At 31.5% G+C, this 25,598-nt stretch carries 30 protein-coding genes; 25 read left to right on the top strand and 5 right to left on the bottom strand.

Going from position 1 to position 25,598, the window contains the following annotated elements; all coding sequences use genetic code 11:
• Positions 1–75 precede the first annotated feature (75 nt).
• From HMPREF2647_RS03060 to HMPREF2647_RS03050, 3 genes are read left to right on the top strand one after another with little or no spacing between them, the layout of a single operon-like run.
• Positions 76–1,101 (top strand): methionine ABC transporter ATP-binding protein, encoded by a 1,026-nt coding sequence (locus HMPREF2647_RS03060; RefSeq protein WP_017175878.1) that lies wholly within the window; start codon positions 76–78, stop codon positions 1,099–1,101.
• Complete coding sequence (locus tag HMPREF2647_RS03055; protein WP_017175877.1) at positions 1,094–1,789, top strand: methionine ABC transporter permease; 696 nt, start codon at positions 1,094–1,096, stop codon at positions 1,787–1,789. The genes HMPREF2647_RS03060 and HMPREF2647_RS03055 overlap by 8 nt, the downstream gene beginning before the upstream one ends.
• Positions 1,790–1,809: 20 nt before the next feature.
• A complete protein-coding gene (locus HMPREF2647_RS03050) occupies positions 1,810–2,625 on the top strand; it encodes a MetQ/NlpA family ABC transporter substrate-binding protein (protein WP_070859520.1) in 816 nt (271 codons plus the stop codon).
• A 90-nt stretch (positions 2,626–2,715) separates the two neighbouring features.
• Here HMPREF2647_RS03050 and HMPREF2647_RS11260 read toward each other — a convergent pair whose 3' ends face one another.
• Complete coding sequence (locus HMPREF2647_RS11260) at positions 2,716–2,880, bottom strand: hypothetical protein (RefSeq protein ID WP_002448129.1); 165 nt, start codon at positions 2,878–2,880, stop codon at positions 2,716–2,718.
• A 175-nt stretch (positions 2,881–3,055) separates the two neighbouring features.
• Here HMPREF2647_RS11260 and HMPREF2647_RS03045 point away from each other — a divergent pair, with 175 nt between their 5' ends.
• A complete protein-coding gene (locus tag HMPREF2647_RS03045; protein WP_002448111.1) occupies positions 3,056–3,241 on the top strand; it encodes a CsbD family protein in 186 nt (61 codons plus the stop codon).
• Positions 3,242–3,304: 63 nt separating this feature from the next.
• Here the strand turns inward: HMPREF2647_RS03045 and HMPREF2647_RS03040 are convergent, their stop codons facing one another.
• Positions 3,305–4,162, bottom strand: coding sequence for a polyprenyl-phosphate transporter PopT (locus tag HMPREF2647_RS03040; protein WP_019835074.1), 858 nt, complete (start codon positions 4,160–4,162; stop codon positions 3,305–3,307).
• A gap of 327 nt (positions 4,163–4,489) precedes the next feature.
• Here HMPREF2647_RS03040 and sufC point away from each other — a divergent pair, with 327 nt between their 5' ends.
• The 10 genes from sufC (at position 4,490) to HMPREF2647_RS02990 (ending at position 14,971) form a co-directional block, all read left to right on the top strand.
• Positions 4,490–5,251 (top strand): Fe-S cluster assembly ATPase SufC, encoded by a 762-nt coding sequence (gene sufC / locus HMPREF2647_RS03035; protein ID WP_070859518.1) that lies wholly within the window; start codon positions 4,490–4,492, stop codon positions 5,249–5,251.
• A gap of 122 nt (positions 5,252–5,373) precedes the next feature.
• Positions 5,374–6,681, top strand: a complete 1,308-nt coding sequence (gene sufD, locus HMPREF2647_RS03030) for a Fe-S cluster assembly protein SufD (protein ID WP_070859516.1) — start codon at positions 5,374–5,376, stop codon at positions 6,679–6,681.
• Between the two features lie 30 nt (positions 6,682–6,711).
• Complete coding sequence (locus HMPREF2647_RS03025; RefSeq protein WP_172457916.1) at positions 6,712–7,962, top strand: cysteine desulfurase; 1,251 nt, start codon at positions 6,712–6,714, stop codon at positions 7,960–7,962.
• A complete protein-coding gene (gene sufU / locus HMPREF2647_RS03020) occupies positions 7,952–8,413 on the top strand; it encodes a Fe-S cluster assembly sulfur transfer protein SufU (RefSeq protein WP_002448166.1) in 462 nt (153 codons plus the stop codon). The genes HMPREF2647_RS03025 and sufU overlap by 11 nt, the downstream gene beginning before the upstream one ends.
• Before the next feature lie 161 nt (positions 8,414–8,574).
• Positions 8,575–9,972 carry a Fe-S cluster assembly protein SufB gene (sufB, locus tag HMPREF2647_RS03015; protein ID WP_002448087.1) on the top strand — a complete coding sequence of 466 codons (1,398 nt, stop codon included), beginning with the start codon at positions 8,575–8,577 and terminating at the stop codon, positions 9,970–9,972.
• 336 nt (positions 9,973–10,308) lie between these two features.
• Positions 10,309–11,157: a DUF72 domain-containing protein gene (locus HMPREF2647_RS03010; RefSeq protein WP_049379462.1), complete on the top strand. Its 849-nt coding sequence runs from the start codon at positions 10,309–10,311 to the stop codon at positions 11,155–11,157.
• A gap of 13 nt (positions 11,158–11,170) precedes the next feature.
• Entirely contained in the window at positions 11,171–11,998 is an 828-nt protein-coding gene (locus HMPREF2647_RS03005; protein WP_017175871.1) for a sulfite exporter TauE/SafE family protein, read from the top strand.
• 19 nt (positions 11,999–12,017) lie between these two features.
• A complete protein-coding gene (locus HMPREF2647_RS03000; RefSeq protein WP_048679484.1) occupies positions 12,018–13,349 on the top strand; it encodes a bifunctional metallophosphatase/5'-nucleotidase in 1,332 nt (443 codons plus the stop codon).
• A gap of 111 nt (positions 13,350–13,460) precedes the next feature.
• Positions 13,461–14,381, top strand: coding sequence for a lipoyl synthase (lipA, locus tag HMPREF2647_RS02995; RefSeq protein ID WP_002448197.1), 921 nt, complete (start codon positions 13,461–13,463; stop codon positions 14,379–14,381).
• Between the two features lie 203 nt (positions 14,382–14,584).
• A complete protein-coding gene (locus tag HMPREF2647_RS02990) occupies positions 14,585–14,971 on the top strand; it encodes a YutD family protein (protein WP_017175869.1) in 387 nt (128 codons plus the stop codon).
• Positions 14,972–15,024: 53 nt separating this feature from the next.
• On the opposite strand, the gene HMPREF2647_RS02985 is transcribed toward HMPREF2647_RS02990, so the two are convergent.
• Complete coding sequence (locus tag HMPREF2647_RS02985) at positions 15,025–15,291, bottom strand: DUF3055 domain-containing protein (protein ID WP_002448201.1); 267 nt, start codon at positions 15,289–15,291, stop codon at positions 15,025–15,027.
• 102 nt (positions 15,292–15,393) lie between these two features.
• Between HMPREF2647_RS02985 and HMPREF2647_RS02980 the strand changes: the two genes are divergently transcribed.
• From HMPREF2647_RS02980 to dltD, 7 genes are all read left to right on the top strand, one after another.
• Positions 15,394–15,828, top strand: a complete 435-nt coding sequence (locus HMPREF2647_RS02980; RefSeq protein WP_017175868.1) for a DUF86 domain-containing protein — start codon at positions 15,394–15,396, stop codon at positions 15,826–15,828.
• Positions 15,828–16,616: a TIGR01457 family HAD-type hydrolase gene (locus HMPREF2647_RS02975; protein WP_002448132.1), complete on the top strand. Its 789-nt coding sequence runs from the start codon at positions 15,828–15,830 to the stop codon at positions 16,614–16,616. Before HMPREF2647_RS02980 ends, HMPREF2647_RS02975 begins: the two co-directional genes overlap by 1 nt.
• Before the next feature lie 335 nt (positions 16,617–16,951).
• A complete protein-coding gene (locus HMPREF2647_RS02970) occupies positions 16,952–17,122 on the top strand; it encodes a teichoic acid D-Ala incorporation-associated protein DltX (protein WP_002455559.1) in 171 nt (56 codons plus the stop codon).
• Positions 17,123–17,136: 14 nt separating this feature from the next.
• Complete coding sequence (gene dltA / locus HMPREF2647_RS02965) at positions 17,137–18,591, top strand: D-alanine--poly(phosphoribitol) ligase subunit DltA (protein WP_017175866.1); 1,455 nt, start codon at positions 17,137–17,139, stop codon at positions 18,589–18,591.
• Positions 18,588–19,802 carry a D-alanyl-lipoteichoic acid biosynthesis protein DltB gene (gene dltB / locus HMPREF2647_RS02960; RefSeq protein ID WP_019835072.1) on the top strand — a complete coding sequence of 405 codons (1,215 nt, stop codon included), beginning with the start codon at positions 18,588–18,590 and terminating at the stop codon, positions 19,800–19,802. Before dltA ends, dltB begins: the two co-directional genes overlap by 4 nt.
• A gap of 15 nt (positions 19,803–19,817) precedes the next feature.
• Complete coding sequence (gene dltC / locus HMPREF2647_RS02955; RefSeq protein WP_017175865.1) at positions 19,818–20,054, top strand: D-alanine--poly(phosphoribitol) ligase subunit 2; 237 nt, start codon at positions 19,818–19,820, stop codon at positions 20,052–20,054.
• Positions 20,051–21,208 carry a D-alanyl-lipoteichoic acid biosynthesis protein DltD gene (gene dltD, locus HMPREF2647_RS02950; RefSeq protein ID WP_049382060.1) on the top strand — a complete coding sequence of 386 codons (1,158 nt, stop codon included), beginning with the start codon at positions 20,051–20,053 and terminating at the stop codon, positions 21,206–21,208. The genes dltC and dltD overlap by 4 nt, the downstream gene beginning before the upstream one ends.
• Positions 21,209–21,274: 66 nt before the next feature.
• Here the strand turns inward: dltD and HMPREF2647_RS02945 are convergent, their stop codons facing one another.
• Complete coding sequence (locus HMPREF2647_RS02945; RefSeq protein ID WP_002433501.1) at positions 21,275–21,517, bottom strand: NifU family protein; 243 nt, start codon at positions 21,515–21,517, stop codon at positions 21,275–21,277.
• Between the two features lie 103 nt (positions 21,518–21,620).
• Between HMPREF2647_RS02945 and HMPREF2647_RS02940 the strand changes: the two genes are divergently transcribed.
• On the top strand, positions 21,621–21,944 hold the full coding sequence (locus HMPREF2647_RS02940; protein WP_048679904.1) for a YuzD family protein: 324 nt from the start codon (positions 21,621–21,623) through the stop codon (positions 21,942–21,944).
• An 89-nt stretch (positions 21,945–22,033) separates the two neighbouring features.
• On the opposite strand, the gene HMPREF2647_RS02935 is transcribed toward HMPREF2647_RS02940, so the two are convergent.
• Entirely contained in the window at positions 22,034–23,098 is a 1,065-nt protein-coding gene (locus HMPREF2647_RS02935) for an NAD(P)/FAD-dependent oxidoreductase (RefSeq protein WP_069723667.1), read from the bottom strand.
• A 315-nt stretch (positions 23,099–23,413) separates the two neighbouring features.
• On the opposite strand from HMPREF2647_RS02935, the gene HMPREF2647_RS02930 reads away from it, so the two are divergent.
• The 3 genes from HMPREF2647_RS02930 to HMPREF2647_RS02920 all read left to right on the top strand — a co-directional run bounded on the left by HMPREF2647_RS02930 (position 23,414) and on the right by HMPREF2647_RS02920 (position 25,567).
• The gene (locus tag HMPREF2647_RS02930) at positions 23,414–23,659 is read left to right on the top strand and encodes a YuzB family protein (protein ID WP_002448156.1); all 246 of its coding nucleotides are present in this window, start codon (positions 23,414–23,416) and stop codon (positions 23,657–23,659) included.
• Between the two features lie 12 nt (positions 23,660–23,671).
• Positions 23,672–24,031: a HesB/IscA family protein gene (locus HMPREF2647_RS02925; protein WP_049379468.1), complete on the top strand. Its 360-nt coding sequence runs from the start codon at positions 23,672–23,674 to the stop codon at positions 24,029–24,031.
• Positions 24,032–24,358: 327 nt separating this feature from the next.
• Positions 24,359–25,567 (top strand): NAD(P)/FAD-dependent oxidoreductase, encoded by a 1,209-nt coding sequence (locus HMPREF2647_RS02920; RefSeq protein WP_017175861.1) that lies wholly within the window; start codon positions 24,359–24,361, stop codon positions 25,565–25,567.
• Positions 25,568–25,598 lie beyond the last annotated feature (31 nt).

Raw genomic sequence — 25,598 nt, 5'->3', positions numbered from 1 at the left:
TTTAAATGCTTTCTCATCTCTCTAGATGGGAAAGCATTTTTTAATTACATAAGGAATTTAAGGGAGGCATTTAACGTGATTGAGTTAAATCAAGTTGTTAAACGCTATCACACAAAGAACAAAGATGTACTAGCAGTAGATCACGTTGACTTGAATATAGAATCAGGCTCAATTTTTGGAGTGATTGGGTTTTCTGGTGCTGGTAAAAGTACGTTAATTCGAATGTTTAATAATCTAGAAGAACCGACTTCAGGGGATATCATTATAGATGGAGACAATATTAACAAACTTTCTAAGTCAGATTTGAGAAAAAAACGACAAAAAGTAAGTATGATTTTCCAACATTTTAATTTGTTATGGTCACGTACTGTCATTAGTAATATTATGTTCCCACTAGAAATAGCTGGAGTATCTCGTGCAGAAGCAAAACAAAGAGCTTTAGAACTTGTAGAGTTGGTCGGTTTAAAAGGTCGTGAAAAAGCTTATCCTTCAGAATTATCAGGTGGTCAAAAACAAAGAGTTGGGATTGCTCGTGCATTAGCGAATGATCCGAATGTCTTATTATGTGACGAGGCTACAAGTGCGCTAGATCCACAAACAACGGATGAAATTTTAGATTTACTATTAAAAATAAAAGAAGAAAGAAATCTAACGATTGTGATTATTACACATGAAATGCAAGTGATTAGACGCATATGTGATGAAGTTGCAGTGATGGAAAATGGGCGTGTTATTGAGCAAGGTAATGTTGATGAAGTATTTGAAAATCCTCAACATGAGGTGACAAAACGATTCGTGAAAGACGATTTAGACGACGATTTTGAAGATTCAATTAAACATCTAGAACCATTGAACAAAGACGCTTATATTGTAAGATTGAATTTCAACGGTAATAATACCACACAACCTGTTGTATCTGATATTACGCGAATGCAGAATATTGAATTAAATATTTTGGAAGCAAATATTAAAAATACACGTACAGGTTCAATTGGATTTTTAATTGTACATATTCCACATATTAGTGAAGATGGATTTAATACATTTGTAACTGAGTTACATAAACAACACGTAAATGTGGAGGTGATTAAACATGGATAAATCATATGGTGATATCTTCCATGAAATGATTACTATGCCTAACGTGCAATGGCCTGAAGTTTGGCAAGCAATATATGAAACACTTTATATGACTGTAGTGTCAACCATTTTTGCTTTTATCTTTGGCTTAATCTTAGGTGTGCTGCTTTTCTTATCAGCTAAAAGTGATGCACCTGGAGCTAAAATTTTCTATACGGTAGTTTCATTTATAGTTAACTTGTTCCGTGCGATTCCATTTATTATTTTAATTTTGTTATTAATTCCGTTCACAAGTGTATTATTAGGTACAATTAGTGGACCGACGGGAGCACTTCCAGCATTAATCATTGGCGCTGCACCGTTCTACGCAAGATTAGTTGAAATCGCATTTAAAGAAATCGATAAAGGCGTTATTGAAGCAGCATGGTCTATGGGTGCGAATACTTGGACAGTCGTTCGAAAAGTATTGCTTCCAGAAGCAATGCCAGCACTTGTTTCAGGTATTACAGTAACTGCTATCGCTTTAGTTGGTTCAACTGCTATTGCAGGCGTTATTGGTGCAGGTGGTTTAGGTAACTTAGCTTACTTAACTGGTTTTACACGTAACCAAAACGACGTCATTCTAGTGTCAACCGTATTTATTTTAATTATTGTATTTATAATCCAATTCATCGGGGATTGGCTTACAAATAAAATTGATAAACGATAATAGAAAAGAGGACAGATTAAATGAAAAAACTTTTAAGTTTAGTATTAGTACTTACACTGACAGTTGTATTAGCTGCTTGTGGTAAAGGCGGAGACGAAAAAGATAAAAAAATCGTTGTAGGTGCCTCACCAGCACCACATGCTGAAATCTTAGAAAAAGCAAAACCACTTCTTGAGAAAAAAGGTTATAATTTAGAAATTAAAACAATCAATGATTACACTACACCTAATAAGTTGTTAGATAAAGGTGAGCTTGATGCTAACTACTTCCAACACGTTCCTTATTTAAAAACTGAAAGTAAAGAAAAAGGATACAAAATTGAAGATGCAGGTAAAGTTCATTTAGAACCAATGGCTGTTTATTCTAAAAAATACAAAAGTTTAAAAGACCTTCCTAAAGGTGCGACAGTTTATGTTTCAAATAACCCATCTGAACAAGGTCGTTTCTTAAAATTCTTCGTTGATGAAGGCTTAATTAAAATTAAAAAAGGCGTAAAAATTGAAGACGCTAAATTTGAAGATATTACTGAAAACAAAAAAGATATTAAATTCAATAACAAACAATCAGCTGAATATCTTCCAAAAATCTATCAAAATCAAGATGTAGATGCAGCTATTATTAATTCAAACTATGCTATTGATCAAGGCTTAAGTCCACAAAAAGATTCAATTGTAGTTGAAAAACCTAATAATAACCCTTATGCAAACCTAATTGCAGTTCGGAAAGATCATAAAGATGATGAAAAAATTAAAGCTTTAGTTGAAGTATTACAATCTAAAGACATTCGTGATTTCATCAATGAAAAATACAAAGGTGCAGTTGTACCTGCAAAATAATGAATAATAATGCAGTAAAAAACGGTTCACAAACAAATATGTGAACCGTTTTTTTATTTTATATCAATACATTTATTGCAGTCATTTATATTATAAACTTGAATCGTCTTGATATAGTATTCCAACGCCGATACCACCTTGACCCATCGCATATTCAAATTTAACAATTTCTATATATGGATGTTCTTCTAAGAATGCATTGACTTTTTTATTTAAACCTTTTTCTGTCATAGCAGTAAAATTAACAAATGTCATAGTTATCATCTCCAATTGGATAAGTAAATTGAACAATGTTATTATAACAATTATTTTAATTAGACAGAAAATATAAAAAAATAACAGAATTTATGTTTATACATGATATGTATTGGGTATGTTAATATTACAAAAATCATTTAAGAATGAAATGTTTAACAAGGAGGAATTTAAAATGGCAGAAGATAAATTTGAACAAGCTAAAGGTAATATTAAGGAAACAGTTGGTAATGCAACTGATAATAAAGATTTAGAAAAAGAAGGTCAAGGCGACAAAGCTTCAGGTAAAGCTAAAGAAGTGGTTGATAACGTTAAAGATAAAGCAAATGATGTTATTGATAAATTAAAAGGCGATAAATAAGTCGTTTTAACTAGAAGAGAACGCATGTGTTAAACACATGCGTTTTTTGTTTATTTTAGAATATTATGTCTGAGTATCATTGTTAGACGTAATCAGTCCTAATGAATAACTTACTATATATCCTATTACTAAAGAAATAATCGAAACAATCCATTCTACTGGTGATTTAGGAATTCCTGGGAATACAGCATAAATTGAACCAATAACAAAACCAGTAATTAAGGCAAATGTTCCAATAAAGTGGTGGGTTAAAAAGTATTTTATAATACGGCTTGAAAATAGAAATCCACATAAAATACCTAAACCAACTACTATTAATATAGGCAGACCGGTAAAGTTAAATTTAGCTAAATTAGCAATAGCTAACATTATTGTTCCATATGCACCGAATACAAGTAGCATAAATGAGCCAGAGATACCTGGAAGTAGCATTGCACTAGAAGCACAAACACCTGCTATAAAATATTTAATAATAAGACTAAAAGATAATTGAAGTGTTAAACTTGATTGCTGTGTGCTAGGATTTAATATTGTTAATGCTACTATAACTATGATTCCTAAAATTAATAATCCATAGTGTTTAGTTGTAAATGTTTTTTTAAAATCTGAAGTTTTTAATAGGTAAGGGACAATGCCTATAATTAAACCAGTAAAAAAGAACATCGTTATTACATGATGATGATCGAGTAGGTAATGAATTAAATTACTAAGTACACCAATCGCTAAAATCATTCCTATTAATATAGGAAGTAAAAATTTTAGACTTGGCCAAAACCGTTTAGAAAACAATCCACTAATGGATGAAATAAAATCATCATAAATCCCTAAAAGTAAAGCAATGGTACCTCCACTGATTCCTGGAACTAAATCTGAAGTCCCCATCGCAAATCCTTTTAAAATATTTTTCCATTTGAATGTCATAAAGGTCTCCTTTCTTTCTTTATTAAGTTAATACGAATATTACCAAATTTTCACCTTACATTGAAATATTAAATAGTTAATCATCGTTAGTATCTAGTTACCTATTGAGAACAGATGCCTTTTGATTATCAGTCGCACTTGAAAATTGAAGTGATTTCGAAACAGTTTTGGCGAAAATATAGTCTTTTTTGTTATTTTAATAAGTTTATATTAAGGACTATTTACGTTATAATTAAGTGTATTAAAGTGTTAGAAGTCTTTTTGACTATAAATTAAAATTACTATAAACTAGTTAAGAAAACTTTATATTTTATGGAGGGAATATAAATGTCATCAACATTAGAAATTAAAGACTTACATGTGTCTATTGAAGATAAAGAAATTTTAAAAGGTGTTAATTTAACAGTTAATACTGGTGAAGTTCACGCAATCATGGGACCTAATGGTACAGGTAAATCAACATTATCTTCTGCAATTATGGGTCACCCAAGTTATGAAGTCACTCAAGGTGAAGTATTACTTGATGGTGTAAATATTTTAGAATTAGAGGTTGACGAAAGAGCAAAAGCAGGTCTTTTCTTAGCAATGCAATATCCATCAGAAATTACTGGTGTAACAAATGCAGACTTTATGCGTTCAGCGATTAATGCAAAACGTGAAGAAGGTCAAGAAATTAACTTAATGCAATTTATTAAAAAATTAGATAAACAAATGGATTTCTTAGATATTGATAAAGATATGGCGCAACGTTATTTAAATGAAGGTTTCTCAGGTGGGGAGAAAAAACGTAATGAAATCTTACAATTAATGATGTTAGAACCCAAATTTGCGATTTTAGATGAAATTGACTCAGGTTTAGATATTGATGCATTAAAAGTCGTTTCTAAAGGAATCAATGAAATGCGTGGCGAAGATTTCGGTGCATTAATGATTACACACTATCAACGTTTATTAAACTATATTACTCCTGATAAAGTACATGTTATGTATGGCGGTAAAGTTGTAAAATCAGGCGGTCCAGAATTAGCTAAACGTCTTGAAGAAGAAGGTTATGAATGGGTTAAAGAAGAATTTGGTGCAACTGAATAGGTCATTAAACAAAATAAACACTATTCATTAAAAGAACTGATTGATTTTAAAATGTGGAAATAAACAGTTTATATATCGATTCAGTTACTAAAATTTTTCATCAAGTAGGAGGAAAAAGCATTATGACAACAGAAACTTTAAATATTTCTGAAGCACAACTTGTTGATTATTCTAAAGCACAAAATGAACCTTCTTGGATGACTGAACTACGTCAAAAAGCTTTGAAATTAACAGAAACTTTAGAAATGCCTAAACCAGATAAAACAAAACTAAGAAAATGGGATTTCGATGCATTTAAACAACATCATGTTGAAAGTGAATCATATAATGATGTATCAGAACTTCCTGAATCAGTTAAAAATATTATTGATATAGAAAATTCTAAAAATTTAATTATTCAACATAATAATGATTTAGCTTTCACACAAGTATCAGAACAAGCAAATCATAATAATGTTATTATTGAAGGTTTATCAAAAGCGCTACAAGATCATAGTGAATTAGTAGAAAAATATTTAATGAAAGATGCAGTTACAGTAGATGAACATCGATTAACTGCTTTGCATACAGCATTATTGAATGGTGGCGTATTTGTATATGTCCCTAAAAATGTAGTAGTTGAAGACCCTATTCAATATGTAGTATTACATGACAATGAGAATGCAAGTTTATTTAATCATGCCATTATTGTAACGGAAGAAAGTGCTGAAGTAACATATGTTGAGAATTACCTTTCAACTGCAAGTGGTGAAGGTAATCAAGTCAATATTATTTCTGAAGTGATTGCAGGAGCAAATTCAAACATTACTTATGGTTCAGTTGACTATCTAGATAAAGGATTTACAGGTCACATTATCCGTCGTGGTGTGACGGCAGCAGATGCATCAATTAATTGGGCTTTAGGTTTAATGAATGAGGGAAACCAAATTATTGATAATACTACTAACTTAATTGGTGATCGTTCAACAAGTGAACTAAAATCAGTCATTGTTGGTACTGGTGATCAAAAAATTAACTTAACATCTAAAATCGTTCAATATGGTAAGGAAACAAATGGTTATATCTTAAAACATGGTGTAATGCGTGAAAATGCTTCATCTGTATTTAACGGTATTGGATATATTAAGCATGGCGGTACAAAATCTATCGCAAATCAAGAATCTCGTGTGTTAATGCTTTCAGAGCATGCTCGCGGAGATGCGAACCCTATTCTACTTATCGATGAAGATGATGTTGAAGCAGGTCATGCAGCTTCGGTTGGTCGTGTTGACCCAGAACAACTTTACTACTTAATGAGCCGTGGTATTTCTCAAAAAGAAGCAGAACGTCTTGTTATTCATGGTTTCTTAGATCCAGTTGTCCGTGAATTACCAATTGAAGATGTGAAACGTCAATTACGAGAAGTCATCGAACTTAAAGTAAATAAATAGATCATTGAGATTTTCAATAAAAGAAAGGTCGTGAAGGTAGTGGCCGAAACTTCATTAAACATACAAGAAATTATTGAAGACTTTCCTATACTAAATCAAAAAGTTAATGGAAAACGATTAGCTTATCTTGATTCAACAGCAACAAGTCAAACACCAGTGCAAGTATTAAATGTATTAGATGATTATTATAAACGTTACAATTCTAATGTGCATCGTGGTGTGCATACTCTAGGTTCTTTAGCAACAGATGGATATGAAAGTGCTCGTGAGACAGTACGACGTTTCATTAATGCTAAATATTTTGAAGAAATTATTTTTACTAGAGGTACGACTGCTTCAATTAATATTGTTGCACATAGTTATGGAGACGCTAATATTAACGAAGGCGACGAAATCGTTGTGACAGAGATGGAACATCATGCTAATATTGTGCCTTGGCAACAGCTAGCTAAACGAAAAAAAGCTACTTTAAAATTTATTCCTATGACTGATGATGGTGAACTAAGAATTGAAGATGTCAAATCGACAATTAATGACAATACTAAGATTGTAGCTATTACTCATGTGTCTAATGTCTTAGGTACCATTAATGATATAAAAGCAATTGCTAAGATTGCGCATGAACACGGTGCTATTATTAGTGTTGATGGAGCACAATCTGCACCTCATATGGATATCGATGTTCAAGATTTAGATGTTGATTTCTTTAGCTTTAGCGGTCACAAAATGCTAGGACCGACTGGTATTGGTGTATTATATGGAAAACGTGAACTACTTCAAAACATGGAACCTGTTGAGTATGGTGGGGACATGATTGATTTTGTAAGTAAGTACGATGCAACATGGGCTGACTTACCTACTAAATTTGAAGCTGGTACACCGATTATTGCTCAAGCTATTGGATTGGCTGAAGCTATTCGTTATATCGAAAATATAGGCTTTGATGCCATTCATCAGCATGAAAAAGAATTAACAGAATATGCATATGAGCAATTATCTTCAATTGAAGGATTAGAAATATATGGTCCCCCTAAAGAAAGACGTGCAGGTGTGATCACTTTTAATTTAGCTGATATTCATCCACATGATGTTGCTACAGCAGTAGATACTGAAGGTGTCGCTGTTAGAGCTGGACATCACTGTGCGCAACCATTAATGAAATGGTTAAATGTATCATCTACTGCAAGAGCAAGTTTTTATATTTATAATACTAAAGAAGATGTTGACCAATTAGTAGAAGCATTGAAACAAACGAAGGAGTTTTTCTCATATGAGTTTTAATAATTTAGATCAACTTTATAGATCTGTAATTATGGATCATTATAAGAATCCTCGTAATAAAGGCGTTTTAGATAATGGATCAATGACAGTAGATATGAATAATCCTACTTGTGGTGATCGCATTAGACTAACATTTGATATCGAAGATGGTATCATTCAAGAGGCGAAATTCGAAGGTGAAGGTTGCTCAATTTCAATGTCAAGTGCATCGATGATGACTGAAGCAGTTAAAGGTCATTCATTAGGTGAAGCAATGCAAATGAGTCAAGAATTTACTAAAATGATGTTAGGTGAAGATTATAACATCACTGAAGATATGGGAGATGTAGAAGCATTACAAGGGGTTTCTCAATTCCCAGCGCGTATTAAATGTGCAACCTTAGCATGGAAAGCTTTAGAAAAAGGTACAGTGCAAAAAGAAGGTAAAGCAGAAGGTACAACTGAAGAATAAAATACGAATAGGTAATAAATGTTATTCTAAGCACTATGGTGCTGTGACATTTTACACATATTTCTTTTTATATAGTTTTCATGTTGTTACAATGACTATAGATAGTAGTGAAAGATAAATGATGCGTATATCGTTTTAAATATATTTAAGGAGTGATTGAAATGGCTAAAAAAGCACCTGATGTTGGAGATTATAAATATGGTTTCCATGATGAGGATGTTTCCATTTTCAGATCAGAACGTGGTCTAACAGAAAATATTGTTAGAGAAATTTCTAAGATGAAAGAAGAACCAGAATGGATGCTTAATTTCCGATTAAAAGCTTTAAAACTATTCTATAAAATCCCAATGCCTCAATGGGGTGGCGATTTATCAGAATTGAATTTTGATGACATTACTTATTATGTTAAGCCTTCAGAGCATACTGAACGTTCTTGGGATGAAGTACCTGAAGAAATTAAACGTACATTTGATAAATTAGGTATACCAGAAGCAGAACAAAAATATTTAGCTGGTGTTTCTGCACAATATGAATCAGAAGTTGTATATCATAATATGGAAAAAGAATTAGAAGAAAAAGGGATAATCTTTAAAGATACAGACAGTGCTTTACGTGAAAATGAAGACTTATTTAAAGAATACTTTGCTTCTGTTGTTCCAGCAGCTGATAATAAATTCGCAGCATTAAATTCAGCAGTATGGTCAGGTGGTTCATTCATCTATGTACCTAAAAACGTTAAATTAGATACACCATTACAAGCGTACTTCCGAATTAACTCAGAAAATATGGGTCAATTCGAACGTACATTAATTATTGCTGATGAAGGGGCTTCAGTAAACTATGTTGAGGGTTGTACTGCACCAGTATATACTACAAGTTCATTACACTCAGCAGTAGTTGAAATTATTGTTCATAAAGATGCACATGTTCGTTATACTACTATCCAAAACTGGGCTAACAATGTGTATAACTTAGTTACTAAACGTACGTTTGTTCATGAAAATGGTAATATGGAATGGGTTGACGGTAACTTAGGTTCTAAGTTAACAATGAAATACCCTAACTGTGTATTATTAGGTGAAGGTGCGAAAGGTAGTACATTATCCATCGCATTTGCGGGTAAAGGTCAAGTTCAAGATGCAGGTGCTAAAATGATTCATAAAGCCCCAAATACATCTTCAACTATCGTATCTAAATCAATTTCTAAAAACGGTGGTAAAGTAATCTATCGCGGTATCGTTCACTTTGGACGCAAAGCTAAAGGTGCGCGTTCAAATATCGAATGCGATACATTAATTCTAGATAACGAATCAACTTCAGACACAATTCCATATAATGAAGTATTTAATGATAATATTTCATTAGAACATGAAGCGAAAGTTTCTAAAGTATCTGAAGAACAATTATTCTATCTAATGAGTAGAGGGATTTCTGAAGAAGAAGCAACAGAGATGATTGTTATGGGATTCATCGAACCATTTACTAAAGAATTACCAATGGAGTATGCTGTAGAAATGAACCGTCTTATTAAATTTGAAATGGAAGGTTCAATCGGATAATTTAAGATATAGCTTAAGCTAATAGTTAAAAGAACTAGAATGTTTAACATTCTAGTTCTTTTGTTTTTAAAGCTATGATTAATTATGATGGCGATATTCTACCTTATCTAGTTTAAAACCAGTTAACACAATATATTAGAAGACAAGTAGTTACAAATTAGCTACTAATCAAAAGTGAACGATTTAATAGATTAATTATTTTTACAAATGAATCAGTTATTAACGCAAACTTAGGGTGTTATAGTAGCGATTTTAAAATAATAAGAAAATGTAAAGTTAGTATACAACAAGTGATATATTAATTTTGAATGTGGTATCATATATCTGGTGATAAAAATGATTAATATCGGTTTAACTGGATGGGGAGATCATTATTCTTTATATGAAGATCTTGAAAGACAAACAGATAAATTACGTACGTATGCGAGTCATTTTCCTGTTGTTGAACTTGATGCCTCATATTATGCTATCCAACCTGAACGTAATATATTGAAATGGATCAATGAAACACCAGATAAGTTTCAGTTTATCGTTAAGATTCATCAAGCATTGACGCTTCACTCAGATTATAAAACTTATGCTGATTCACGATCTGAACTATTTAAACAATTTAGACACATGCTTGAACCACTGATTGCACATCATAAATTAGCAATGGTACTTGTGCAATTTCCACCTTGGTTTGATTGTACAGCTCAAAATATAAATTATATTTTGTATGTTCGACAACAGCTAGAAGATATCCCCATGTGTGTAGAATTTAGACATCAATCTTGGTTTAATTCCCAATTTAAAGAACAAACTTTAATGTTTTTAACCGAACATCAAATTATTCATGCGGTCGTAGATGAACCACAAATTAAAGATGGGTCTATACCTTTAGTCAATCGTATAACTTCTAGTACCGCTTTTGTGCGTTATCATGGTAGAAATCAGCATGGTTGGACTAAAAAAGATATGACTGATCAAGAGTGGCGAGATGTTAGATATTTATATAATTATAATGAAAATGAATTAAAAGATTTAGCAAATAAAGTTCAAATATTAGAACAAAAAGCTGAAAAGGTCTATGTTGTTTTTAATAATAATTCTGGTGGTCATGCAGCTCAAAATGCTAAAACCTATCAAAATATTTTAGATATAGAGTATACAGGCTTAGCACCTCAGCAATTAAAATTTTTCTAAGAGGCGAATTATAATGTTTTTAACAATGATTTTATTAGTTTTAATTGGATTATTATCTGCAGTATTAGGTTCTTTAGTAGGTATTGGTGGTGGTATAATTATCGTACCTACTTTAGTGTATTTAGGAGTGAACCATCATCTATTACACGGCATCACTACTCAGATTGCAATTGGTACGTCATCGGTTATTCTTATTGTAACTGGACTTTCTTCATCTATTGGTTATTTGAAAACAAAGCAAGTAGATATTAAAAATGGGTCCATATTTTTATTTGGATTATTACCTGGTTCACTTATTGGTTCATTTTTAAGTAGATATTTAACATTAAATTCGTTTAATTTATACTTTGGTATTTTTATGATCTGTGTATCTATTTTATTGATGATTAGATATAAAATTAAACCATTTAAAATATTCGATAAGGAAAAGTATCGTAAAACATACATCGATGCTAAAGGGATGACTTATCATTATAGCGTTCCACCTATGTTTGCCTTCTTTGCTACATTATTTATAGGTGTACTTACAGGTTTATTTGGGATTGGTGGTGGAGCGTTGATGACTCCTTTAATGCTTATAGTATTTAGATTTCCACCTCATGTAGCAGTAGGGACAAGTATGATGATGATTTTCTTTTCAAGTGTAATGAGTTCAATTGGTCATATTATTCAAGGTCATGTTGCTTGGTCATATTCAATTATTCTAATCATTTCTAGTTATATTGGCGCTCAAATTGGAGTAAAAATAAATCACTCGATTAAATCAGAAACAGTAGTATTATTATTACGCACAGTAATGTTAATTATGGGTGTATATCTAATTATTAAATCGTTTCTATAATAAAACAGGAGGAATTTAAGTGAAGCTTACAATTTTTCATACAAATGACATTCATAGTCACCTTAATGAATATGCACGTATTATGACGTACATGGCTGAACACCGACCTGAACTTCAACACCCTTCACTTTATTTAGATATTGGTGATCATGTTGATTTATCTACACCAGTAACAGAAGCAACTATGGGCAAAAAAAATATTGAACTTTTAAATGAGGCTCATTGTGATATTGCTACAATTGGGAATAATGAAGGAATGACTATTTCTCATGAAGCATTAAATAATCTTTACAATGATGCACAATTTAAAGTCATATGTGCTAATGTTTTAGACGAAGATGGCCACTTACCTCGTCATATTGCCACATCTTATATAAAAGAAATAGAAGATGTACGCTTTTTATTTGTAGCAGCGACGGCACCTTTCACGCCATTCTATCGAGCACTTGATTGGATTGTGACAGACCCATTAGAAGCCATCAAAGACGAAATTGAACAACGCAAAGGACAATACGATGTATTAATAGTTATGAGTCATGTAGGTGTCTTTTTTGATGAAAAATTATGTCAAGAAATCCCAGAGATAGATGTGATACTAGGAAGCCACACACATCATCATTTTAATCATGGTGAAGTCAATAATGGTGTACTTATGGCAGCAGCAGGGAAATATGGATATTATCTTGGAGAAGTGAATTTAACGATTGAAAATAAAAAAGTAGTTACTAAAGAGGCTACATTACATCCAGTAGACACATTACCAGTGGTTAAAACACATTTTGATGAAGAAGGAAAAGATTTGATGAAGAAGGCGATTATTAATAAGCCAGTTTCTTTATCTAGTAAAACAAATGTGATTACAAAAACGACTTATTTACTTGCAGAAAGTGTGTATGAGTTTACAAATGCAGATTGTACAATTATTAACGCTGGATTAATTGTTAATAGTGTTGAGAGCGATCAACTTACTGAATACGATATCCATACTATGTTACCTCATCCAATCAACTTAGTTCGTGTACGTTTGAAAGGTTCTGAATTGAAAAAGGTAATCTTAAAAAGTCAAAAGCAAGAATATATGTATGAACATGTCCAAGGATTAGGATTTAGAGGTGATATTTTTGGTGGTTATATATTATATAAATGTGGATTTATTCAATCAGAACATCGCTTCTTTGTAGATGGACAAGAAATAGAAGATAACCGTACCTATATATTAGGAACTGTAGATATGTATACATTTGGAAGATATTTCCCATTATTAAAAGGAACATCGATTGATTATTTAATGCCTGAATTTTTAAGAGATATCTTTAAAGAAAAATTAATTCATATGCATCATTCTTCTTAGTACACAAATGTTCATAGTTATGTCTTAATTTTATAAGTTATTACATTTTAATTTAATGTAAATTTCGTTATAATAGTTGAAGATAGATTAAACAGGAGGGTATGTGTTGTTATGGCTACTAAAAATGAAGAGATTTTACGTAAACCAGATTGGTTGAAAATAAAGCTAAACACTAATGAAAACTACATCGGCCTCAAGAAAATGATGCGTGAGAAAAATTTACATACAGTTTGTGAAGAAGCAAAATGTCCAAATATACATGAATGTTGGGGAGCTAGACGTACGGCTACATTTATGATTTTAGGTGCGGTATGTACAAGAGCTTGTCGTTTCTGTGCAGTAAAAACTGGCTTACCTAATGAACTAGATTTAAATGAACCAGAACGTGTTGCAGAGTCTGTAGAACTAATGAATCTTAAACATGTTGTTATCACAGCTGTTGCACGTGATGATTTAAGAGATGCAGGATCTAATGTATATGCAGAAACGGTTCGTAAAGTACGTGAACGTAATCCATATACGACAATTGAAATTTTACCGTCAGATATGGGTGGGGATTATGAAGCACTTGAAACACTAATGGCTTCAAGACCTGATATTTTAAACCATAACATTGAAACAGTACGTCGTTTAACTCCAAGAGTTCGTGCGCGTGCGACTTACGACAGAACATTAGAATTCTTACGTCGTTCTAAAGAGTTACAACCTGATATTCCAACTAAATCAAGTTTAATGGTAGGTTTAGGTGAAACATTGGAAGAAATTTATGAAACAATGGATGACTTACGTGCAAATGATGTTGATATTTTAACAATTGGTCAATATTTACAACCATCACGTAAACACTTAAAAGTTGAAAAGTATTATACTCCATTAGAATTTGGTAAATTAAGAAAAATTGCAATGGAAAAAGGATTTAAACATTGTGAAGCTGGTCCAATGGTACGAAGTTCTTATCATGCTGATGAACAAGTAAATGAAGCGGCAAAAGAAAAACACCGTCTTGGAGAAGAACAGTTACAACAAAAATAATATTAACCCAAAAATTTATAATAAACTTTCTGTTAAGTGATATTGCATAATGAAGTCATATTATCTTGTGAAACAATAATATGAGTACATAAAGTCAATTAACAATGTTTATTAATAGATGGATGCTAAAACTTAGATTGCTCTTTTTCTTTAAAATAGGCAATCTAAGTTTTTATTATAATTACAATTAAAGGTGACTTATTATGATTAAAGTTAATCAACAGTATTTTGAATTAATTGAAGATTATAGAGAATGCTTTGACGAAGAATTATTTGCTTCAAGATATTCAGATATACTTGATAAATATGATTTTGTAGTTGGGGATTTTGGTTATGATCAATTACGTTTAAAAGGATTTTATAAAGATTCAAATAAAAAAGCTGAAATTTCAAAACGTTTTTCAACCATTCAAGATTATATTTTGGAATATTGTAATTTTGGTTGTCCATATTTCATAGTGAGACATATTAATGATAATGAACGATTAGAACTAGATAGTGTAGATGAAGTAGAGGATAAATTACATGATGTTAAAATAAAACCAACAATACAAGCTACGCAATCTACTGAAAAAAAGAATAATAAATAATGAAAGGTCAAAACAATGTATATTTTGTAAATATCATTGTTTTGACCTTTCATTTATTGAATAACTTGATTTAGATATTCAATGATTTCTTCGCTTTCTTCTTGAGACACACCTAATATATGAGCAATATATCCTTCTTCTTCAATATCATCTGTGCCTATGATGCCAAATTTATTAGTTTGAAGATTTAATACCAGTGTTTTACCGTAATGACGATCGGTCTGAATAAGCATTAAATCATAGCGACTATGTTCACCTACAAATCCTACAAATTGTGCTTGCGATTGTTCCTCATCATCGTACAGAAACATATCTATCATATCAGTCATGCTCCTTTATTTTTAATATGTGAAATTAGTATAACGACAAATGATGCATGATGCAAAACTATGATATGATAATAATAATAAGAGGTGACCGATATGTATTTTGTAGATAAAGATAAATTAGCACTTAAAATAAAATATTTAAATCAGCTTATTAAGGATTATGAAACAAATAAATCAAATCATTATGCATTTGAACGTATTGCGCAAATGTTAATTGAATCATCAGTAGATATTGGAAATATGATTATTGACGCTTTTATTTTGAGAGATCCTGGTAACTATAAAGATGTTATTGATATTTTAGAACTTGAAGGGGTGATTTCCAAAGATACACAAAACCATATTAATGATACAGTTAAAATCAGAAAACAGTTTGCACATCATTATACAGAATTAGAAGTTGAAACACTTGTACCATTATTTGACACCTCAATACCGTATTATCGACAATTTGTGAAAGAAGTTACTCAATTTCTAAAAAAAGAAAATGTGCCAATTACCGCTTTTGGAAAAGGAGATTATTCATAATGAAAAATTATAAAGGTTATTTAATCGATTTAGATGGAACAATGTATATGGGTACAGCAGAAATTGATGGTGCTGCTCAATTTATCGATTATTTGAACAAAAACGATATTCCTCATTTATATGTTACTAATAACTCTACTAAGACGCCTGAAGAAGTAACAGAAAAGTTAAAAGAAATGAAGATTGACGCTAAACCAGACGAAGTAGTTACTTCTGCTCTAGCTACGGCAAATTACATTGCAGAAGAAAATAGTCAAGCTAGTGTGTATATGCTAGGAGGTAATGGTTTAAGAACAGCATTAACCGATGCAGGTTTAACCGTAAAAGAAGATGAGAATGTAGATTACGTAGTTATCGGTTTAGATGAAGCAGTCACATATGAAAAACTTGCAATAGCTACTTTAGCAGTACGTAAAGGCGCAAAATTTATCTCTACGAATCCAGATGTCTCAATTCCTAAAGAAAGAGGCTTCTTACCTGGAAATGGAGCTATTACAAGTGTGGTTAGTGTATCTACTGGACAACAGCCACAATTTATTGGTAAACCAGAAACCATCATCATGCAAATTGCTTTAGATATTTTGAAACTCGATAAGTCTGAAGTGGCTATGGTGGGAGATTTGTATGATACAGATATAATGTCTGGTATTAATGTGGGGATGGATACGGTACATGTACAAACAGGTGTAACATCTTATGAAGAAATTCAAACTAAACAACCAAAGCCAACCTATTCATTTAAAGATTTGAATGTGGCTATAGCTGAATTAGAAAGTAATACTAATTAATAAAAATAATTTCTATGATAACTTCTTATTACTTAAATTGATGATATGAGTAATAAGAAGTTTTTATATCTAACAGTTTTGTTATGCTCTGTGTAATTGTGATATGTAATCATTAGTACTAATATATAGAATATCAAAGATAAGAATAAGGACATATCGGATAAGATAGATACATATTTAACACTCACTAATTATTATATAAAATAAATTTGATATATAATTAATATTTTTATATAATAAAGTGTAAAAATAAAAGTGCGATATAATATTTCTTGATAGTAAGATAACTTTACTAAATATAAAATAAGTAGAATTGTTCTTCAAAATAAATAGCAATGTTTGTGAGGTGTAATATTCAATTGAGAGAAACTAAAAAAATAAGTGTTTTTTATGAAAAAGCAAAACCATATCTACTGACTATTCTATACTTAGCAATTTTTATAGCTTTGTATCTTATATATGGTTCAGGCGATACACATAATAACTTTATATATAACGAATTCTAGTAAGGAGTCAAAGGATGACAGATATTATAAATTTAATTAATGATATTGGACAAAAAAATCCAGATCGAGTAGCTATTAGACATAAATCAGATGAGTTAACGTATCGTCAACTTATAGAAGAATCTAGTAAGCTAGCACATTATTTGCAAGATACAAATAAGCCATTAATCATCTATGGTCATATGTCACCATATATGGTAGTTGGAATGATAGGAGCAATCAAAGCAGGATGTGGCTATGTCCCAATTGATACGTCAGTTCCAATAGAACGTGTAGAAATGATTATGAATAAAGTAGATCCAACATTTATTTTAAATACAACTGATTCAAGTGTGAATCAACCAAGGAAAGAACTTACAATCGAAGATATTAAACATTCTGATTATCCTATTGTTTTTGATAGTCAAATGGATAAAACAGATGTTGTTTATACTATATTCACTTCTGGTTCTACAGGTGAGCCTAAAGGTGTGCAAATTGAGTATGCGAGTTTAATAGAATTTGCAGAATGGATGGTCTCATTAAATGAAACAGATAATCATCAGGAGTGGCTGAACCAAGCACCATTTTCATTTGATTTATCTGTAATGGCAATTTATCCATGTTTAACATCTGGTGGAACACTTAACTTAGTAGATAAAGATATGATAAAAAAACCGAAGTTATTAAATGAAATGCTTGTTCAAACGCCAATTAATGCTTGGGTATCAACACCATCATTTATAGAAATGTGTTTATTACTTCCTAACCTTAATGAAAAAGATTATCCAAGTTTAAATCATTTCTTCTTTTGTGGAGAAATTTTACCGCATAGAACAGCTAAAGCACTTGTTGATAGATATCCAAATGCAATTGTTTATAACACATATGGACCAACGGAAGCGACAGTTGCAGTTACTGGTGTAAAAATCACACCCGAGATTTTAGAACGTTATAACCCACTTCCAGTAGGTGTAGCAAGACCGAATACTACACTATCAACAACTGATGAAGGTGAACTTGTTATTAAAGGAACAAGTGTGAGTTTAGGATATCTAAAAAACAAAGAAAAAACTGAAGCAGTATTTAAGTTTGATAATGGCGTTCGCATTTATCACACGGGTGATAAAGCTATTGAAAAAGATGGTTATTGGTTTATCCAAGGACGTATCGATTTTCAAATAAAGTTAAACGGTTATCGCATGGAACTAGAAGAAATTGAAACACAACTAAGACACTCAAAATACGTTAGAGAAACTGTTGTTGTGCCAATTTATAAAAATGGAAAAGTTGTTTATCTTGTAGGTGCTATTGTACCTACTAAAAAAGTTGATAATGACTTAGAGATGACCAGAAACATTAAAAATGAATTGAAATCTCGCTTACCTGAATATATGATTCCGAGAAAATTCGTTTGGATGGAACAACTTCCATTAACATCAAATGGAAAACTTGATCGTAAACAAGTTGCAGAGGATATCGACGCATGATTCCTTATGGTACGTTTACCTTCTTCTTAGTCGCATTTATCGTTCTTTTACCAGTCATCATACTCGGATTTTTAGGTAAGCGAAGCTATGTATACAATGGGATAAGTACAGTGATTATGATTGTGATTATTTTCTCTTCAGATACATACAATTTATTTGGACAGAAATATTTAAGTGTTCAATTAATCAGTTTTGTAATTTACTTAATATGGCAAGTGCTATTAATCATGTGGTATTACAAATCACGACAAAAAAATAATACTTTTATTAAATTTTTAATTATTATGATTTTATCTATTTTACCTTTAGCACTTGTTAAAATATTACAAAGTTCATGGTTAGGTGGACATCAAATACATTTCCATGAACATAAGTTAATTGAATTTGTCGGATTCTTAGGAATCTCATATGTTACTTTTAAAAGTGTACAACTTATAATGGAAATTAGAGATGGTTCTATTAAAGAAATTAAAGTGGGGAAATTGATTCAATTTATTTCATTCTTTCCAACAGTATCTTCAGGACCCATCGACCGTTATAAACGTTTTGTCAAAGACGATAAAAAAATACCAACTGGTGAGCAATACAGAGGTATGGTAGTTAAAGCGATTCATATGATTATGATGGGCTTCTTATATAAATATATTATTGCTCATTTAATTAATGTATATGCAATTATGCCATTATTAATGCATTTACATGGTTTTACTCATAAATGGTTATATATGTATGCCTATAGCTTTTACTTATTTTTTGACTTTGCAGGTTATAGTTTATTTGCAATAGCAGTGAGTTATCTATATGGCATTAATACACCACCAAACTTTAAACAGCCGTTTAAAGCACGTAACATTAAAGATTTCTGGAATAGATGGCATATGTCATTATCATTCTGGTTTAGAGACTGTGTTTATATGAGAACATTGTTCTATATGTCTAGTAAAAAAATAATGAAGAATCAATTTGCAATGTCAAATTTTGCCTTCTTCTTAAATTTCTTTATTATGGGTGTATGGCACGGATTAGAAGTATTTTATATTGTATATGGTATTTATCACGGTTTAATGTTTATCGGATATGGATATTATGAACGCTGGAGAAAGAAACATCCACCTCGCTTTCAAAATGGTTTTGCTACAGCATTAAGTGTTATTATCACATTCCATTTTGTAGCATTTGGCTTCTTAATATTCTCAGGAAAATTAATTTAAAGGGAGAAATAAATGATGGAATTTAGAGAACAAGTTTTAGAAGTATTAGCTGATGTAGCAGAAAATGACGTAGTTAAAGAAAACCCAGATGTTGAGATTTTTGAAGAAGGAATTATTGATTCATTTCAAACAGTTGGATTATTATTAGAAATTCAAAATAGATTAGGAATTGAAGTATCAATTATGGATTTTGATCGCGATGAATGGGCAACTCCTAATAAAATTGTTGAAGCTTTAGAAGAATTACGATGAAATTCAAACCATTTTTACCAATTCTTATTAGTGGAATCATATTTTTAGCTTTTGTATTAATGCCTGCGAGTTGGTTTACTGGTCTCGTTAACAATAAGACACTTGCTGATAATAGAACGTCACTAACTGATCAAGTACTTAAAGGTACGCTCATTCAAAATCAATTATTTAGTAATGATAAATATTATCCACTTTATGGTTCAAGTGAGTTAAATAAACGTGATCCGTTTAATCCTGCGATAGCAATGCATCATCGAAAAAATACAAAGCCTGTATTCTTAGTTGGTACGGGCGGTAATACAGATTTAATTAATGCTATTGAATTAGCGGGTCAATATGATCAACTTAAAGGTAAAAAGATGACATTTATCATTTCACCACAATGGTTTAGTACACATGGCGTTAATGATATGGATATGGCTGCGCGTACGACACCAAATCAAATCAATCAGATATTTCAACAAAAGGATATGCCTTCAGAGTTAAAACAACGCTATGCTAAACGATTATTAAAATTTAGAAGTGTTCCTAATAAGGAATATTTAAAAGAATTAGTAAAAGATCCAAGCAACCCAAAAGGTCGTTATATTTCTAAGTTTAAAGAAAGTCAACTTCTTAAAATTGAGGCAATAAAAACATACTTTTCATTAGATAAATCACCATTAACTCATGTACACTCACTTACATCACCCAATGATTCTTGGAAAAACATGAGTAATAAAGCAGTGCAACTTGGTGAAAAACGTTCTACTTCTAATAGTTATGGTATCCGTAACGAATATTGGAAAAAACTAATGCATAAAAAGCCAATGAATCGTCGCCAATATGAATTTAAAATGAATTCACCAGAGTTTAAGGATTTATCTTTACTAGTAGATACAATGCATCAAGCAGGTGCTGATGTACAATATGTTATTCTTCCAGTAAATGGTAAATGGTACGATCATTTAGGTATTCACCGTTCAACACGTGAACCTGTCTATAAAAAAATACATAAAACTGTTGTTGGACATGGTGGGAAAGTGTATGATATGTCAAATAAAGACTATGAAAAATATGTATTAAGTGATGTGGTACATGTAGGTTGGAAAGGTTGGGTATACATGGATCGTCAAATTGAAAAACATATGAACAATCATCAAACTCAATTCTAAATAGCAAAAAAAAAGACACCCTACTCTGATTAAATACTGAGGGTAGGGTGTCTTTAATTTATATCGTTAGAAAACTTGTTCTACTTCTATAACGCCTGGTACTTCTTCGTGTAAAGCACGTTCTATACCTGCTTTTAATGTAATAGTTGAGCTTGGGCATGTTCCACACGCACCATGTAATTGTAATTTTACGATGCCATCTTCTACATCGACTAATGTACAATCTCCTCCGTCACGTAATAAAAACGGACGTAAACGTTCAATAACTTCGGCTACTTGATCAAACATTGTTGCATTCTCAGTAGGCATGAGATATGTCTCCTTTCAAGTAAAATACTTCATAAACTTATTATTAATTTATTATAATAGATAAAGAAAGAAAAATCTATAAAACTAAACGGGGGATTAATATATGACGAAAGTAAGTGTTGTTGTTTACGGTGCAGATGTAGTGTGTGCAAGTTGTGTCAATGCACCAACTTCTAAAAATACGTATGAGTGGCTAAAACCATTATTAGAAAGAAAATATCCTAATATTCATTTCGAATATACATATATCGATTTTCAAAAAGAAACTGAAAATTTAAGTGATCATGATCAACAATATATTGAGCAAATTGAAAATGATGAGTTGTTTTACCCGCTTATTACAATGAACGATGAATATGTGGCTGACGGTTATATTCAGTCAAAAAAAGTGACTCATTTTATAGAACAATATATTATAAACAATTAATATAAAGTGCAGTATTCAATTTTTATAAAAATGTGGGGAAGCTTGAGATGATGAATAAAATTAAATTCTGTCCTGCTTCCCAGTTTTATTTATCCATTATGATATTTATATAGCCACAAAACACCTGATTTTAATATATGCGCTAAACGTCCTGTGACTGTGCGATCCATAATATAGGCAAACCCTTTTTTCTCTCCTAGAGAACCTAAGAAACCTTGAACTTTTAATTCAGGCATTTTTTCAGGAAGTGGTTCATGATTCCATTGTTTTTTTAGTACATCGGCAATTTGATCACCCTGTACTTCTGCTAATTGAGCACTTGGCGCATGTGGTAAAGCTGCGCAATCTCCAACTACATAAACATTTTTATAAGTTGGTACTTGATGATATTGATTAACGATAACGCGACCACTTTTATTAATATCAATAGGCAGTTTTCTTACAATTTCAACGGGTTGAATACCTGCTGTCCATACTACAATATCAACAGGCTCTGGTGTACCTCCATTATAAATTGTTCCTTGCTCAACTTTATCAATCAAAGAATTAGGAACCACGTTTACATTATTTTCGCGGAACCACTTCGCAATATAATTACTTAATTTTTCTGGAAAATTTCTTAATATACGAGGTCCACGATCATATAAAATAATTTCTAAATCTGTGCGACTTTCACGTAGTTCACTTGCTAATTCAATACCACTCAAGCCAGCTCCTACAATTCCAACACGCGCTCCTTTAGGTAACTCGCTAATACTATGAAACGTTTCACGGGCTTTAGAAAGCGTTTGAATACTATGAGTGTATTCTTTAGCTCCTGGAACATTATGATATTTATCTTCACAACCTAGTCCGATAATCAACTCACTATAATCTACTTTAGTTTGTCCTACCGAAACAATTTGGTTATCTAAGTCGATATCACTTATTTCTCCATAAATTGTATTTACGCGATGTGAATTAGGAAAATTCATTCGCACATCACTATCAGATTTTGTGCCTGCAGCGAGCGCATAGAATTCAGGTTTTAAACCATGAAACGGCATTCGATCTATAAGAGTTAATGTGTATTCTTGAGGAAGAACATCTGGAAGAATGCGCGACATAATACGCATATTACCATACCCTCCACCAAGCAGAACTAAATGTTTCATATTATGTTACCCCTTTACATTAAAATATCAATTGGCTATGTAGTATTAATGTCAGACCTTTATAATGTCAGACTGTATAAATAAAGTATAGGTTCAATAATAAGTGATTCAGCCTATTTTAACGCTTATTTTTCATTTATTGTCCCCTAACAAATAAATGAAAGATTAATATAATTTTATTATATATGTTTTTAATAATCACGACAAACAAATGTGAAATGTTATTGCAAAATACAAATAGTTAAAAACCATAGCAATGCAACATATTAAGAGATTTGTTATAATAATGTAATTAAATTAAAAAGAAGGTGAAGTATGTTTCCATTAGTCGAATTCTGTATATCGAATATGGCCAAAGGCGGAGACTACGTTTACGATAAACTCGAAAGTGATCCTGAAGTAGATGTGTTAGAATATGGATGTCTCAATAATTGTGGTTTATGTTCTTCTGGGTTATATGCATTGGTAGATGGAGAAGTCGTAGAAGGGGATACACCTGAAGATTTGTTAAACAATATTTATAAACACATAGAAGAAAATGATTTTACAAACTTATTATAGGAGTGATTAGAAATGCCAACAGTAATACTTACTGAAGCAGCAGCTTATGAAGTAAAAGACATGTTGAAAAGTAATCATATGGAAAACGGTTATTTAAAAATTAAAGTGAATGGTGGCGGATGTACAGGTTTAACATATGGTATGTCTGCAGAAGAAGCCCCAGGATCAAATGATGAAATATTAGAATATTATGGATTAAAAGTCTTAGTAGATAAAGATGATGCTCCCGTACTGAATGGCACTAAAATTGATTTTAAACAATCATTAATGGGTGGTGGATTCCAAATCGACAACCCAAATGCAATTGCATCATGTGGATGTGGCAGTTCTTTTAGAACAGCAAAAGTAGCTGGACATCCTGAAAATTGTTAAGTCTCATATTCTTAAGTTAATACAATATAGTAATAATAAATTTAAATAATCGTTCTGTTGTTGCTTGAAAATATGGTATAAAAACTATAAAATTGGAAGTGGATTAATTTTGTCTTTTTTGTGAATAAATGTTCGCAAAATGGAATATAAAAGTGTTGACTAAGACTATAAATGGGGATGAACAAATAGGTTAAGTTCAAAGTTTTACGAAACAATCAGTATTTTTACAATACTATTGTATTATAAAAATGCTACGTTTCAACATGTTCTGAAACTTGTAGCCTTTATCTACATTTAAGAAAAAATACGAAAGCTTAGGTGAATGAAATGGCACAAAATCGTAAAAAAGTACTTGTATTAGGTGCAGGATATGCAGGTTTACAAGCAGTTACTAAATTACAAAAAGAAGTATCTGCAAATGAAGCAGAAATCACTTTAGTTAACAAAAACAAATATCATTATGAAGCAACTTGGTTACACGAAGCGTCAGCTGGTACTTTAAATTATGAAGATTTAATTTATCCAATTGAAAGTGTAATTGACAAAAATAAAGTCAACTTCATCAATGCAGAAGTAACTAAAATTGATAGAAACGCTAAAAAAGTAGAAACTACTCATGGTATTTTTGAATATGATATTTTAGTTGTTGCTTTAGGATTTGAAAGTGAAACATTCGGTATTAACGGAATGAAAGAACATGCGTTCCAAATTGAAAATATTCATACTGCCCGCGAATTATCTCGTCATATTGAAGATAAATTTGCGAACTACGCTGCATCAAAAGAGAAAGATGAAAATGATTTAGCAATTTTAGTAGGTGGCGCTGGATTTACAGGCATTGAATTCTTAGGTGAATTAACAGACAGAATTCCTGAATTATGTAATAAATATGGTGTAGATCAAAATAAAGTTAAAATTACATGTGTTGAAGCTATGCCTAAAATTTTACCAATGTTCTCAGAAAATCTTGTAAATTATGTAGTTAATTATTTAGAAGAACGTGGCGTTGAATTTAAAATTGGTACGCCAATCGTTGCTTGTAATGAAAAAGGTTTCAAAGTTAAAACAAATGATCAAGAACAACAACTTGAAGCCAATACTGCAGTGTGGGCTGCTGGAGTTCGCGGTAGTCAACTTATGGAAGAATCATTCGAAGGTGTAAAACGTGGTCGTATCGTAACTAAACAAGATTTAACAATCGATGGTCATGATGATATCTTCGTTATTGGTGATGTTTCTGCGTTTATCCCAGCAGGTGAGGAACGTCCATTACCAACTACAGCTCAAATTGCTATGCAACAAGGTGCACATGTTGCTAAAAACATTGAAAATATCTTAAATGGTCAAGCTACAACTGACTTCGAATATATTGATCGTGGTACAGTTTGTTCTTTAGGTTCACATGATGGTGTAGGTCATGTGTTTGGTAGAGACATCACTGGTAAAAAAGCTGCGTTCATGAAGAAAGTGATTGATACACGTGCAGTATTCAAAATGGGTGGCGTTGGCTTAGCATTTAAAAAAGGTAAATTCTAAGTTAATAAATTAAATATTTAATCATTAAGGA

The organism is Staphylococcus sp. HMSC035D11, from assembly GCF_001836075.1.
Lineage (GTDB): Bacteria > Bacillota > Bacilli > Staphylococcales > Staphylococcaceae > Staphylococcus > Staphylococcus hominis.
Note: the sequence above shows the minus strand (reverse complement) of the source record. Positions and strands in the feature narration are given on the sequence as shown.

Bases quoted from the DNA above. Each gene is read 5' to 3' on its own strand.
- HMPREF2647_RS02980 (WP_017175868.1), top strand. From the start codon at position 15,394: ATGTATTTTGTAGATAAAGATAAATTAGCACTTAAAATAAAATATTTA.
- HMPREF2647_RS02990 (WP_017175869.1), top strand. From the start codon at position 14,585: ATGATTAAAGTTAATCAACAGTATTTTGAATTAATTGAAGATTATAGA.
- HMPREF2647_RS02945 (WP_002433501.1), bottom strand. From the start codon at position 21,517: ATGCCTACTGAGAATGCAACAATGTTTGATCAAGTAGCCGAAGTTATT.
- sufB (WP_002448087.1), top strand. From the start codon at position 8,575: ATGGCTAAAAAAGCACCTGATGTTGGAGATTATAAATATGGTTTCCAT.
- HMPREF2647_RS03040 (WP_019835074.1), bottom strand. From the start codon at position 4,162: ATGACATTCAAATGGAAAAATATTTTAAAAGGATTTGCGATGGGGACT.
- sufD (WP_070859516.1), top strand. From the start codon at position 5,374: ATGACAACAGAAACTTTAAATATTTCTGAAGCACAACTTGTTGATTAT.
- HMPREF2647_RS03055 (WP_017175877.1), top strand. From the start codon at position 1,094: ATGGATAAATCATATGGTGATATCTTCCATGAAATGATTACTATGCCT.
- HMPREF2647_RS02940 (WP_048679904.1), top strand. From the start codon at position 21,621: ATGACGAAAGTAAGTGTTGTTGTTTACGGTGCAGATGTAGTGTGTGCA.
- HMPREF2647_RS02935 (WP_069723667.1), bottom strand. From the start codon at position 23,098: ATGAAACATTTAGTTCTGCTTGGTGGAGGGTATGGTAATATGCGTATT.
- dltD (WP_049382060.1), top strand. From the start codon at position 20,051: ATGAAATTCAAACCATTTTTACCAATTCTTATTAGTGGAATCATATTT.
- HMPREF2647_RS03010 (WP_049379462.1), top strand. From the start codon at position 10,309: ATGATTAATATCGGTTTAACTGGATGGGGAGATCATTATTCTTTATAT.
- HMPREF2647_RS03050 (WP_070859520.1), top strand. From the start codon at position 1,810: ATGAAAAAACTTTTAAGTTTAGTATTAGTACTTACACTGACAGTTGTA.
- dltC (WP_017175865.1), top strand. From the start codon at position 19,818: ATGGAATTTAGAGAACAAGTTTTAGAAGTATTAGCTGATGTAGCAGAA.
- HMPREF2647_RS02925 (WP_049379468.1), top strand. From the start codon at position 23,672: ATGCCAACAGTAATACTTACTGAAGCAGCAGCTTATGAAGTAAAAGAC.
- HMPREF2647_RS02975 (WP_002448132.1), top strand. From the start codon at position 15,828: ATGAAAAATTATAAAGGTTATTTAATCGATTTAGATGGAACAATGTAT.
- HMPREF2647_RS11260 (WP_002448129.1), bottom strand. From the start codon at position 2,880: ATGACATTTGTTAATTTTACTGCTATGACAGAAAAAGGTTTAAATAAA.
- HMPREF2647_RS02985 (WP_002448201.1), bottom strand. From the start codon at position 15,291: ATGATAGATATGTTTCTGTACGATGATGAGGAACAATCGCAAGCACAA.
- HMPREF2647_RS02930 (WP_002448156.1), top strand. From the start codon at position 23,414: ATGTTTCCATTAGTCGAATTCTGTATATCGAATATGGCCAAAGGCGGA.
- HMPREF2647_RS03045 (WP_002448111.1), top strand. From the start codon at position 3,056: ATGGCAGAAGATAAATTTGAACAAGCTAAAGGTAATATTAAGGAAACA.
- HMPREF2647_RS03005 (WP_017175871.1), top strand. From the start codon at position 11,171: ATGTTTTTAACAATGATTTTATTAGTTTTAATTGGATTATTATCTGCA.
- HMPREF2647_RS02920 (WP_017175861.1), top strand. From the start codon at position 24,359: ATGGCACAAAATCGTAAAAAAGTACTTGTATTAGGTGCAGGATATGCA.
- dltB (WP_019835072.1), top strand. From the start codon at position 18,588: ATGATTCCTTATGGTACGTTTACCTTCTTCTTAGTCGCATTTATCGTT.
- lipA (WP_002448197.1), top strand. From the start codon at position 13,461: ATGGCTACTAAAAATGAAGAGATTTTACGTAAACCAGATTGGTTGAAA.
- sufC (WP_070859518.1), top strand. From the start codon at position 4,490: ATGTCATCAACATTAGAAATTAAAGACTTACATGTGTCTATTGAAGAT.
- dltA (WP_017175866.1), top strand. From the start codon at position 17,137: ATGACAGATATTATAAATTTAATTAATGATATTGGACAAAAAAATCCA.
- sufU (WP_002448166.1), top strand. From the start codon at position 7,952: ATGAGTTTTAATAATTTAGATCAACTTTATAGATCTGTAATTATGGAT.
- HMPREF2647_RS02970 (WP_002455559.1), top strand. From the start codon at position 16,952: ATGTTTGTGAGGTGTAATATTCAATTGAGAGAAACTAAAAAAATAAGT.